This is a genomic window from uncultured Ellagibacter sp. (genome assembly GCF_934617235.1).
Taxonomy (GTDB): Bacteria; Actinomycetota; Coriobacteriia; order Coriobacteriales; family Eggerthellaceae; genus Ellagibacter.
Window position 1 is genome coordinate 13114 of the sequence record NZ_CAKTTZ010000002.1, and the last position, 12234, is coordinate 25347.

The following is a 12234-nucleotide window of genomic DNA, read 5'->3' on the forward strand; positions in this document are numbered from 1 at the left end:
TCTTACTCCTCTCCACCGATAAGGTCGTTGGTCGTATCGTCATTTGATGAGTCGCCCATCAATTCTCCCAGTTCAGCTGCGATGTCATCGAGCGCCTTGTCGGACTCTTCCTCGGTAAGCTTCGCGTCAGCGGCAATCGCGTCGAACAGCGCCTGGTCCGAATCGTCGCCCTTCTTCTCGACGACGCCTTCGTCCTCGCTGATCGGCTGCATGTCGTGGCCCTCGAGCTCGATGTTCAAGCACAGCGACTTCATTTCCTTCACGAGAACCTTGAAGCTCTCCGGCACCTCCGCGGGCGGAATGTTCTCGCCCTTGACGATGGCCTCGTAAGACTTCACGCGGCCAGCGGTGTCGTCGGACTTCACGGTCAAAATCTCCTGCAGCACGTTGGAAGCGCCGTACGCGTAGAGCGCCCACACTTCCATCTCGCCGAAGCGCTGGCCGCCGAACTGGGCCTTGCCGCCGAGAGGCTGCTGGGTGATGAGGCTGTAGGGGCCGGTCGAGCGGGCATGGATCTTGTCATCGACCATGTGGCCCAGCTTCAGGATGTAGGTCTGGCCAACGGTAATGGGCTCGCGGAACTTCTCGCCCGTGCGGCCATCGTAGAGCCAGGTCTTGCCGGTGCGGGACAGCTGCGGCACGAACTCGTCGCGCGCCAGGTCGCCGTAGGTGGCATGGTTGATGTTGATGAGGTTCTTGTTCGCATGCTCGATGGCGTCGGAGATTTCCTCCTCGGTGGCGCCGTCGAAAACCGGCGTTGCCACGAACTGCGGGCCGGCAACCGGCTTGTCGGTATCCTCGTCGGACCAGCCCCACTTGGCAGCCCAGCCGAGATGGTTCTCGAGCAGCTGACCAACGTTCATACGGGAAGGAACGCCGAGCGGGTTGAGCATGACGTCGATCGGGGTGCCGTCGGCGAGATAGGGCATGTCCTCCACCGGGAGCACGCGGGAGATGACGCCCTTGTTGCCGTGGCGGCCGGAAAGCTTGTCGCCCTGCTGAACCTTACGCTTCTGAGCCACGAAGATGCGGATGAGCTCGTTCACGCCGGGGGCAAGCTCGTCGCCTGCTGCGCGGCTGAAACGATGGATGCCGATCACGCGGCCGCCGGAGCCATGGGGCACCTTGAGCGACGTGTCGCGCACTTCGCGGGCCTTCTCGCCGAAGATGGCGCGCAGAAGGCGCTCTTCGGCAGTGAGCTCAGTCTCGCCCTTCGGGGTGACCTTGCCCACGAGCACGTCGCCCGGGAACACCTCGGCGCCGATGCGGATGATGCCGTCGGCGTCGAGATCGGCCGTCATGTCATCGGACATGTTCGGGATTTCGCGGGTGATTTCCTCGGGACCGAGCTTCGTGTCGCGCGCGTCGACCTCGTATTCAGAGATATGGATGGACGTGAGAAGGTCCTCGGCAACCACGCGCTCGGACACGATGATAGCGTCCTCGTAGTTGTAGCCTTCCCACGGCATGTAAGCGACCATGAGGTTCTGGCCGAGCGCAAGCTCACCGCCGTCGCAGGACGGGCCGTCGGCGAGCACGTCGCCGGCATGGACCTCGTCGCCCTTGCGGACAATCGGACGGTGGTTGATGCAACCGGACTGGTTGGAGCGCTGGAACTTGGGGACCAGATACTCGTCGTATTCGCCGTCGTTGTTGAGCACGATGATCGTCTGGCCATCGACGTAGTCGACCACGCCCGGGTTCTGGGCGACCAAAATTTCGCCGGAGTCGACCGCGATGCGGTGTTCCATGCCCGTACCGACGAGCGGAGCGTGCGGCTTGAGCAGCGGCACAGCCTGACGCTGCATGTTCGAACCCATGAGGGCGCGGTTTGCGTCGTCGTGCTCGAGGAACGGGATGAGCGACGTTGCGACCGACGTCATCTGACGAGGGGAAACGTCCATGTAGGTAACCTGCTCGGGCAGCACCTCTTCAGGCTCGCCGAACACGCCGGAAGCGTCCTTGGTACGGCAGAGCACGCGCGTCGCCTTGTGGAACACGCCGTCGGAGTCGGTGGTGCCGAACTCGCGCGTCTCGAGGTTGAACGTCTCGTTCGCCTGGGCGATCGTGTAGTTCTCTTCCTCGTCAGCCGTGAGGTAGTCGATATCGTCGGTCACCTTGCCGTCGACCACGCGACGGTACGGCGTCTCGATGAAGCCATAGGGGTTGATGCGGCCAAACGTCGCGAGCGAGCCGATAAGGCCGATGTTCGGGCCTTCAGGCGTCTCGATCGGGCACATGCGGCCGTAGTGGGAGTTGTGGACGTCGCGGACCTCGAAGCCTGCGCGCTCGCGCGACAGACCGCCCGGGCCGAGTGCGGACAGACGGCGCTTGTGCGTGATGCCTGCAGCAAGGTTCGCCTGGTCCATGAACTGGGACAGCTGGGAGCTTCCGAAGAACTCCTTGATGGCGGCCACGATCGGGCGGATGTTCACGAGCGACTGCGGGGTGATCTCGTCAGGCTCCTGCATGCTCATGCGCTCGCGCACGACGCGTTCCATACGGGACAGGCCGATGCGGAACTGGTTCTGGATGAGCTCGCCGACCGTGCGGATGCGGCGGTTGCCGAAGTGATCGATGTCGTCGACGTTCGCGCCTTCCTCGCCGGCATGCAGCGCGATGATGTAGCGCATCGTGGCGGTGATGTCCTCGTCAGTCAGGGTCGAGGCATCGTTGTCGGCGTCGAAGCCGAGCTTCTTGTTGATCTTGTAACGGCCGACTTTCGCCAGGTCGTAACGCTGCGGGTTGAAGAACAGGCCCTCGAGCAGCGTACGCGCGGAGTCGATCGTGGGCGGCTCGCCCGGACGGAAGCGCTTGTACAGCTCGATGAGCGACTCTTCCTTGGTGGTAGCCGGGTCGCGGTCGAGGGTGCGCAGCACCATCTCATCGGAGCCCAGAAGCTCGATGATCTCCTCGCGCGTCTCGGCAAGGCCAAGGGCACGCACGAGCAGCGTGGCCGGCTGCTTGCGCTTGCGGTCGATGCGCACGGAGAGGATGTCGCGTTTGTCGGTTTCGAACTCGAGCCATGCGCCACGGCTCGGGATAACCTTCGCATTGTAGATGGTCTTGTCCGACGTCTTGTCGCGCTCGGACGAGAAGTACACGCCCGGGGAGCGAACGAGCTGAGAGACAACGACGCGCTCGGTACCGTTGATGATGAAGGTACCGCGGTTCGTCATGAGCGGGAAGTCGCCCATGAACACGTTCTGTTCCTTGATTTCGCCCGTCTCACGGTTGATGAAGCGGATTTCCACGAACAAGGGCGCCTGATACGAGACGTCCTTCTCCTTGCACTCATCGACGGTGTACTTCGGCTCGCCGAACTCATGCTTGCCGAACTCCACGCACATGTCCTTCGTGCTGTTCTCGATCGGAGCGATGTCCTGGAACGCTTGCTGAAGGCCTTCTTCTTTGAACCATTTGAAGCTATCCGTCTGGATTGCGATAAGATTGGGGACGTCCATTACGTCCGGAATCTTCGCGAAGCTTCGGCGATTCCTATAAAGGCTGGTGGGAGCGCTAGTTTCTGCTTTGGCCACGAGGCTTTTCCTCCTTCACGCACGCACTCATTTCCCAAAAAAGTTGCAATCGAAAAAGATACTATGGGGGTATTTGCGTGTCAAGAAAAATTTTTACGAGCTGTGGAAGTTTTTTGTTCTTTCGGCCTTTAATCAGGGGAAACGGGCGTGAAAAAAGTTGCTTTCGACGGCGTGCGCGGCGGAGGGCGGGGCGCGCAGCAGCGCGCGGGGCGACGCGAGGAGGCGGCGTGCGCGGCGGAGGAACGCGGGCCCGAGTCCACCTTCCCCAAACGACGGGAGCCTCGCCCCGAGTGTACTTGTTCGAAAGGCGGCGACAATCGAGGCAAAACTGCGGCATCGAGGGTTTCCCCATACTAATATATGAAGTCTTTGGGTAAGCTTTTGGATTTATGCCACGAACCTTCGACTGAAAGCCCGTTTTCTCCTTGCAGGCGCTAGGATGGCTTTCAGGAAAAATGGCAGTCTGTAAACGAGACATAGCAGATTTAGCATCGAGGGCAGGCGAGGCGCTTTCCGCCGCCGCAGGATCTCACGCGAAGCCCGAGGAGCGCCCCGAGAGGCGCACCCCGCAGGCACCGAGCGCGAGGCCCGCTGCGACGAAAAGCGCGATTGCGGCATACGCCCTCTCCTTCGTCGTGCCCTTTTTCGTGATTCTCTTCGCGTTCGCATCGAACGGCATCTACCCCTTCGGGGACGTCTCAGTCATGATGTACGACATGCCCGTCCAGTACGCGCAGTTCTTCGGATGGCTCTCCAACGTGATCAACGGCGACGCGTCGCTTTTGTATTCCGCCGACGCGGGCATGGGATGCGGAACCTACGCGCTGTATACCTATTACCTTTCGAGCCCGATAAACGCGCTCGTCGCCTTCTGCGATCCCTCGCAGGTACCGTACTTCTTCAGCTTCCTTTTCCTGGTGAAGATCCCGCTCGCCGCCGTGACCTGCCTCGTGTTCCTGCGCGGTCGCTTTGCCGCGGCCAGCGCACAGGGAACCCGCACGACGCAGGTGCTCGCGGTAGTCGGCGCGATCGCCTACTCGCTCACGTCGTACGTCACCGGTTATTCGAGCAATATCATGTGGATCGACGGCGTCATCATGGCGCCGCTCGCCTGCCTGGGGGTATACCGCCTGGTGCGCGGGCGCGGATGCGCGGCGCTGTTCGTGTCGATCGCGTGCGCCATCCTCTTCAATTGGTACACGGGCTACATGGTGTGCTTCTTCACCATCTTCTACTTCTTCTACGAGTACGCGCGCCTGTGCATCGAGGAGCGCAAGTCTTCAGGCCGCCCCCTCCTCCACCTGGGGATACGCTATGCTGCGACGATGATTCTCGCCGTGGGAGCCTCCACGGTGATCCTCTTCCCCACGCTGATTGCGCTTTTAGGCGGCAAGGGGTCGGGTGCCGGACTGGCCTCGCTTGCGGGAACCATCTTCTCGCTCAATCCCTTCGACTACGCGAATTTCTTCGCCATCGGCACGCGGCCGGGCATCATCGTTGCGAACGCGACGCCCGCGATCGTGATTTCGGCCCTCGTGCTTGTGGGGGTCGCCGTGTTCTTCGCGGACGCCCGCAGGTCCCGCGCGCTGCGCATCGCGGGTGCCGTCATCATAGGGATTCCCGCCTCGTCGCTCGTGCTCATCCAGCTGAACACGGCCTGGCTCGGGTTCGTGCCCGAGTCGTCCTACACGGGCCGCATGGCGTTTCTGCTGCTGCTCACGATGGTGGCGCTCGCCTTCGAGGGCATCGCCTTTTGCCTGGACAACAAGAACGAGTCGCTCATCTTTGCCGGGAACCCCAAAAACCGCCCCGTGCGCCACACCTCGCTTCGCGCCGTGGGGAAAGGCGGCGCGGTGACGTTCCTTATCTTCGGATGCGCCACCTTCAACGTGTGGTATCGCACGCTGTCGATTCGCCCGAGCGCCGTGAACGCCGTGCTCGAACTGGTGCTGATCGTAGGATTCACCGTTTTCCTTGCGCTTATGGTGCGCGAGGGTGCAGGCGCCGTTCCCATCAAGGAGAGCTCACGTGGAAAGCGACCGACGGCGCGCAAGGTCCTCGCCCAGGTGGGGGTCGTTTGCCTGGCGGCCCTGTTCGCCTTCGAGCAATGCTACGGCACCGCAGCTCAGTACGCCGCATGCGACATAAGCGCGAGCGAATACTCGAATCGCATCGCCGAGCTGGAGAAATACTACGGGGACTACCCCACCGACAACGGCTTCGCGCGCACGGGTCAAACGTGTGTGTACTACGGATCGTCGAAGTACAACGGCCCGGACTGCACGGGGCTTGTGCTCAGCGGGTCGGGATCGTTCGACTTGTATTCGTCCACCCAGGAAAACAGCGTGCAAAGCCTTCTCATGCGCCTCGGCTACTCGAAGAAGACGCCGTTCGGAACCGCGTACCAGTCGCCCAACACAGCGGCCGACGCGCTTCTTTCGGTGACCAACGTAATAGCCGACACGCAGCCGCCCGAAACCGAGCTTGCCGATGACCATGCCCATGAGCTCTACGGGTTGTATCGCGATTGGAAGACCACCTCGTCGATGCCGCTTGGCTATGGCATCGCGGCAACTGCTGAGGAAACGAACCTTGTCGACAAGGCGGACTACGAAGGCGCGAGGACCGACGCGACCGACGACGAGCCCACCGATGCATGGAGCGCCAACCCCTTTAACAACCAGATAGCTATGTACACGTCAGCCACGGGCACCGACGCGAGCAGCCTCTACCACAAGGCGACCGCCGTCGACGCAGGGACAGGCGGCACGGACCAGCGCGACTTCACCGTCACCACCACAAGCGCGGGGCCGCTTTTCCTCTACTTCCCGAGCATCTACCTACTCAGCATCGAGGAGAGCGGCATTTCTTGCTATGCCCAGGTAAACGGGGTGACCGTCGAGCATGTTGGCGGGCGCGGGTCGTGCAATGTGGTGTACGCGGGCACGTTCGAGGCGGGCGAAACCGTCACGGTGTCGATCGTTCCGACCGCCAAGGGGCAAACAACCGTGGACAAGCACGGGCGCATCGTCAGCACGAAAGAGGCCCTCTTCGACGCGCCGATCGAGGCGGCAATTAAAGCGGAAACGCTCGATGTCGACGAGATGAAGGCGTTGCTCGGAAAGCTCGATTCCGCCGGATTCTCGCTGAAGTCCTTCTCGAACGGCCAGGTGAGCGCCACATTCGACGCCCAGCGCGACGAGACGCTTCTCATCTCCATCCCCTACGAGAAGGGTTGGAGCGCCACCGTGAACGGACAGGAGGTGCCGGTTCACGAGTTGTACGGTGGGCTTTTGGGCATCGACGTCACCGCGGGCGCCAACGACATCGAGCTTCATTACATGACGCCCGGCCTCATACCGAGCGCGATCATCAGCATCCTCGGCGTCGCTGTGTTCTGCACATGGCGCGGCCTCGAGAATCGACGCAATCGCACGCGCGCAACCAGCGGAAAGAGAGCGCTATGACCTACCCCTACAGCCTGAGCTTCGTTGTCCCCTGCTATAACGAGGTCGACAACATCCGCCTGTTCAAGCGCCGCGCTTTCGAGTGCTTCGATGCGGAGGGCATCTCGCTTGAGATCGTGTTCGTAAACGACGGCAGTCAGGACGGGACGTTCGAGCTGTTGCGCGAGGTCGTGGAGGAGACCGAGCCCTCCCACCCCGTGCAGGCCGTGCAGTTCTCGCGCAACTTCGGCAAGGAGGCGGCGCTGTATGCGGGCATGGAAGTAGCACGCGGCGAGTGCATCTGCCTTATCGATGCCGACCTGCAGCAAACGCCCGAAGACGCGCTGCGCATGTACAAGCTGCTGGTGGAGAAGCCCGAGTACGACATCGTTGCGGCCTGCCAGGTCGAGCGCAAGGAAAGCCTCGTGTTGAAGCTGTTCAAGCACTCGTTCTACAAGACCTTCAACGGCATCTGCACCGACATCGAGATTCCCACGAACGTGAGCGACTTCCGCGTATTCCGCCACGCCGTCGCCGACGCCCTGCTCTCGCTGCCCGAAGGCCAGCGCTTCAGCAAGGGACTTTTCGCGTGGGTCGGGTTCAAGACGCTCGAGGTTCCCTACGAGCCGGACGCGCGCGCCAACGGCGAGAGCAAATGGTCGGTGAGATCGCTGTTCCGCTATGCGGCGAACGGCATTTTAGGGTTCACGACCTGGCCTTTGAAGGTGGCTGTCTGGATTGGACTCATCGCCTCGCTCGGCGGGTTCGTCTATCTTCTGTGGATCATCTTCGAGTACGCGCTGCGCGGCACCGACGTTCCGGGCTTCCCGACGCTCGCGTGCTTGATCCTGCTGTTCGGCGGCCTGCAGCTCACCGTGCTCGGCGTGATCGGCGAGTACCTTTCGCGCAGTTATATCGAGGGGAAGCACCGCCCGCTCTACATCGCGAAAGAGCACCTCGCGAACGAAGGGCGCGAAAGGGACGAGTAGGGGCGAGCGCAGCTGGGAGGCGACGAGGCTCGCGGCTTGCTGTTGCGGGCTTGCTGTTGCGGGGTTGAGGTTGCGGGGTTTGGCGGTTCGTGGGTTTGCCAGCTTGGCGCGAGTTCGCGGGTTGCAAGGCGCGTCCATGGGGGCGTTCCTTTCTCGAAATCGCCTCGTCGTGGACAAAAAACGTCGGTATGTGAGGAGTTTCTATAAGCTAACTTCTATTTGAGATTTGCGACCTGGGGAAATGCCGACAAGGGAATGGACAGCTGGTCGTTTTCGAGCGCAGGGACTCACATATCGACGTTTTCTGTCCACGACTTGCCTCTTGGACTCATTTGGTCTTCGGGACGAAGGCGGGGCGTTCTCGCCCGAAGGCGATAAGCAGAAGCCAGAGGGCGAATCGGGCATTCGATCACCCAGCGCCGCCAAGAGAGCCCTCGCGGAGCCTTAAAGCTTCCCGTCGCGCATCGCTTTGAGCTTGGCGAGGGTGTCGGCGGGGATGCGGTCGCCGAGCGTGCGCTTCTCGGCCACCTTCGGCGCCTCGTCGAGGCGCGCCTGATCGTAGTATTCCCCCACCTCATAACTGAAACCGTTCGCGCTCATGCGGTCGACGCCGCCACCGAAAACGGTGTCTTGGATGGTGGCGTCGCTTGTGACCACGAGCGTTTCGACCATGCGCTCACGCGCGTCGTGAGCGAGCTTCTCGATCACCTTGTCGGCGGACTGGCCAGCTGGGCTGAACATGATGCGCACGCCACCAATGGTTTGCGTTTCTCCTGTTGAGAACTCGTTTTTCGCTCCATCGAACACAATGATGGCACGCCAATCGCGACCCGCGAAGTTCACGACGTCGTTGATCAACCGCTCGCGGGCGGCGTTGAAGGCGTCGTCGGTGTAGTCGGGCCCGAACGCCGTTGCCTTGTAGCGCTCGCCCGAGCGGAGCACGTTGTACCCATCGACGATGAGCAGTTTGTTTCGTTTCCTAGCCATTGTCGAGTGCACGACCTATTGCTGCTGGCGCAACCACTCGTACATGAAGACAGTGGATGCCTGCGCCACGTTGAGCGAAGACACCTTCCCCTCCTGGGGAAGTTTCACCGCGAAGTCGCAGTTCTCGAGCACAAGACTCGACACGCCCTCGCCTTCCGAGCCCATGACGAGCGCGATTTTGCCTTTGAGGTTCGACTTCCACACCACTTCGCGCGCGTGCTCGCTCGCTGCACAGACCCAGAATCCCTCCTTCTTCAGGCGCTCGATCGTCTGGGAGAGATTCGCGACCTGCGTCACGTTGATGTGGGAAATCGCGCCCGCCGAGCTTTTGTACGTCGCCGCCGTCACGTGCGCCGCGCGCTTGTTGGGGATGACAATGCCGGCAGCCCCGACCGATTCGGCGGAGCGGGCGATGGCGCCCAGGTTGCCCGCGTCGGTGATGTGGTCGAGGATGACGACGAGCGCCGAGCCGCCGTTTTCGGCAGCTTGCGCATTCGCCGTTTCCACGATGGTCGTGACGTTCACGTAGTTGAAGGGCTTGGTTTCTGCCATAACGCCCTGGTGGCTGCCTCGTTCGGAGAGCTTGTCGAGCCGCGCGCGCGGCACCGTCTCCACGGGCACGTTGCGCTTCTTCGCCTTGCGCAGCACGTCCTCGATCAGCGGGTCGCGCTTCACGTTGTCGGCGAGAAGGACGCGCTTGCACGGAATCTCGGTGCGCAGCGCTTCGATGACGGGGCGTTTCCCTTCGATGAAATCAGCCATGTTGTTCGCTTTCGTGATTGGTTGGCGCCGCACGAGGCGGCGAATTCGTCTAGCGAGCAAGTGTACCACGCAGCTTGCGGGCGCGGCCGGCTCTCCGCCATATCCCCGCGAACGAGAGGCGGGATTCGGCGCGCTGCGAGAGGGGCACCTGGTGACCTTAGAGCGCCGTGCCTTTCGTAGGAACGGTGAGCGAGCTCATGTCGACGCCTTCTAGCTTGAGGAGCGCGATCTTGCGCTCGATGCCGCCCGCGTATCCCGTCAGGCTGCGGCTTGCCCCCACCACGCGATGACAGGGCAGGATAATCGACACCGGGTTGTGCCCCACAGCCCCGCCGACAGCTCGCGCCGAGCACTTCTTGCCCGTGTCGGCTTCGATCGCCTTCGCAATATCGCCGTAGGTGACAAGCTCGCCATAAGGAATTTCCGCAAGCTTTGCCCATACCAGCTGGCGAAATTCCGATCCACGGGGCGCGCACGAGGGAATCTCTCCTGGGTCGCGGCCCTCGAAGTACGCGTCGAGCCATGCGCGGGCCTGGGCAAGCACAGGGTCGTCGGGCTTTTCCTGTACGGTGGGCGAAAGCGTCGCCGCGTCGTATTTCTGGCCCTTGAACCACAGGCCGATGAGCGCCTCGCCGTTGCTCGCGAGCTCAATATCACCCAGAGGCGACGCATAGGTGCAGGTTAAATCCATGGTTGCTTCTTCCTTTCGCTGGTTCGCGCGCTTCGCCGTTGTTGCCGCACGCTTCGCCGCAGCTGTCACGCTTGCGGGCAGCGCGCCAGTACCCTCTTCCGCGGTAGTCTCGCCCACCGCGTTCGCCAGGGGCGCCTTTGCCTTCCCCTTCCCCTTTTCCGACTTCGGGGAGGACTTCTTGGGTTTCTCGTGCGGCACCGACCACATCGACATCACGGCATACGATCGCCACGGGCGCCAAGGCTGTGACAGCTTCTCCAGCTCACGCGGCTTCATGTCGGGGAGTGCAAGCTTCACGCCGTAGTCGGTGGGCAAAAACGCGTCGGGGTAATCGTAGGCGCGCATGAGCACGTACTGCACCGTCCAATCGCCGATGCCGCGAATGCTGCCGAGGCGTGAGGCCTCCGCTGCGAGGTCGGCGCCGGGGCGCAGCGTGAGCTCGCCCGACTCCATGGCACGCGCGATGGAGCAAATGGCGTTCGCGCGCTGAGCGATGACGCCAGCTTCGCCAAGGCGCTCGGGGGCGTCGTGCGTGCAAAAGGCACTTGGCGGAGGAAATACACAGGTCAATTCAGGTATCGGCCCCTTTGTCGGCGTACCGAACTCACGAGCTACGCGGCCCGCGAGCGTGCTTGCCGCCTTCACGGTGATTTGCTGCCCTAAGATGGCGCGGGCCGCCATCTCGAAGCCGTCAAACGCGCACGGCACGCGAATACCTGGGATACGGTACGCCTCACCTGCGTGTTCGTAGAAATCGGCGAGCCCCCGCTCGATCGCCCCAGGCACACAATCGGTGTCGAACAGCCGACGCGTCCGGGCAAGCACCGAGGGAATGTCGTCGAACAGCTCGGGCGATATGGTGACGGCAAGGCGGCGATGCGAGGGGTCGTTCTCCACCTTGATCCAGCCAGCGCGTTCGCCATCGGAGGCGCGAACGATCCGCCAATACGCGCCGTCGAGCACCGCTTCCACTCCCTCGATAGCGCGCATTTGCAGGAATCCGAGCAGCAAATCAAAGCGATACGGCTCGCGATAATCGACATGCAAAACAATGGGAGCCGCATCCGCTTTCGTCGCGGATGTCGAACCTTGCGAGCTTTTGCGAAAGCGCGTCGGCTGCATGCCGTAGCTGTTGACGAACGCATCGTTGAAGCGGCGGACCGAGGCAAACCCACTTGCATACGCGATGCGCGTCATGGAGAGTTTTGTGTCTGTAAGCAGGCTTTTTGCAAGAAGCAAGCGGCATGTTTCGCGGTATTCCGCAGGCGACACACCGTAAGTTTGCTCAAACAAGCGGCGCAGGTGGCGCTCCGACACGCCTTGCTCAGCAGCAATTCGAGCGATGGGAGCATCCCCAGGCCGCTCCCGCATGCTCGAGGCGGCGCTTGCAACTGCGTGGTCGATGTCGGGTGCAATCGGGGTTCCCGGCGCAAGCTCGGGGCGACACTTCAGGCAAGGACGATAGCCCGCCGCTTCCGCCTCGGCGGCAGTTTTAAAGAACGTGCAGTTTTCGCGCTTGGGCACCTTCGCCCAGCATACGCCCACGCGGCAGTATATTCCCGTCGAGGAAACACCGACGAAGAGCAGGCCGTCAAGATGGGGATCGCCCGACAAAAGCGCCTGGTAGCAGACGTCCTGGCTGGGAAGATTGCTCCCCACAAACAGACCGTAATCAACTTCGCCTTTAACGATTTTGCCCTCGCCAGCTTTTCCCGCGCCGCCGTCGGCCTTTTCCTTGTCTTCCATATGCTCGCCCGCCGAACCTTCCATCTGCGCATCTTTCTTCCGCAGGCAATGAAACCACAACGAGGCCTCCAAAA

General features: G+C 62.0%; 6 protein-coding genes. 2 read left to right on the plus strand and 4 right to left on the minus strand.

Annotation, left to right across the window (positions count from 1 at the left end):
• Positions 1-2 precede the first annotated feature (2 nt).
• Positions 3-3539, minus strand: coding sequence for a DNA-directed RNA polymerase subunit beta (locus tag Q0G85_RS00620; RefSeq protein WP_297153681.1), 3537 nt, complete (start codon positions 3537-3539; stop codon positions 3-5).
• Between the two features lie 455 nt (positions 3540-3994).
• Here Q0G85_RS00620 and Q0G85_RS00625 point away from each other — a divergent pair, with 455 nt between their 5' ends.
• On the plus strand, positions 3995-7006 hold the full coding sequence (locus Q0G85_RS00625; protein WP_297153683.1) for a YfhO family protein: 3012 nt from the start codon (positions 3995-3997) through the stop codon (positions 7004-7006).
• Positions 7003-7974 carry a glycosyltransferase family 2 protein gene (locus Q0G85_RS00630; protein WP_297153686.1) on the plus strand — a complete coding sequence of 324 codons (972 nt, stop codon included), beginning with the start codon at positions 7003-7005 and terminating at the stop codon, positions 7972-7974. The genes Q0G85_RS00625 and Q0G85_RS00630 overlap by 4 nt, the downstream gene beginning before the upstream one ends.
• A gap of 444 nt (positions 7975-8418) precedes the next feature.
• Here Q0G85_RS00630 and Q0G85_RS00635 read toward each other — a convergent pair whose 3' ends face one another.
• From Q0G85_RS00635 to Q0G85_RS00645, 3 genes are all read right to left on the minus strand, one after another.
• Entirely contained in the window at positions 8419-8961 is a 543-nt protein-coding gene (locus Q0G85_RS00635; RefSeq protein WP_297153689.1) for an NYN domain-containing protein, read from the minus strand.
• A gap of 15 nt (positions 8962-8976) precedes the next feature.
• Positions 8977-9723, minus strand: coding sequence for a 23S rRNA (guanosine(2251)-2'-O)-methyltransferase RlmB (gene rlmB, locus Q0G85_RS00640; RefSeq protein WP_297153692.1), 747 nt, complete (start codon positions 9721-9723; stop codon positions 8977-8979).
• Between the two features lie 157 nt (positions 9724-9880).
• Positions 9881-12160 carry a methylated-DNA--[protein]-cysteine S-methyltransferase gene (locus Q0G85_RS00645; protein ID WP_297153695.1) on the minus strand — a complete coding sequence of 760 codons (2280 nt, stop codon included), beginning with the start codon at positions 12158-12160 and terminating at the stop codon, positions 9881-9883.
• Positions 12161-12234 lie beyond the last annotated feature (74 nt).

Coding starts and splice junctions, on each gene's coding strand:
- Q0G85_RS00625 (WP_297153683.1), top strand. CDS start 3,995: ATGGCAGTCTGTAAACGAGACATAGCAGATTTAGCATCGAGGGCAGGC.
- Q0G85_RS00630 (WP_297153686.1), top strand. CDS start 7,003: ATGACCTACCCCTACAGCCTGAGCTTCGTTGTCCCCTGCTATAACGAG.
- Q0G85_RS00635 (WP_297153689.1), bottom strand. CDS start 8,961: ATGGCTAGGAAACGAAACAAACTGCTCATCGTCGATGGGTACAACGTG.
- rlmB (WP_297153692.1), bottom strand. CDS start 9,723: ATGGCTGATTTCATCGAAGGGAAACGCCCCGTCATCGAAGCGCTGCGC.
- Q0G85_RS00645 (WP_297153695.1), bottom strand. CDS start 12,160: ATGGAAGACAAGGAAAAGGCCGACGGCGGCGCGGGAAAAGCTGGCGAG.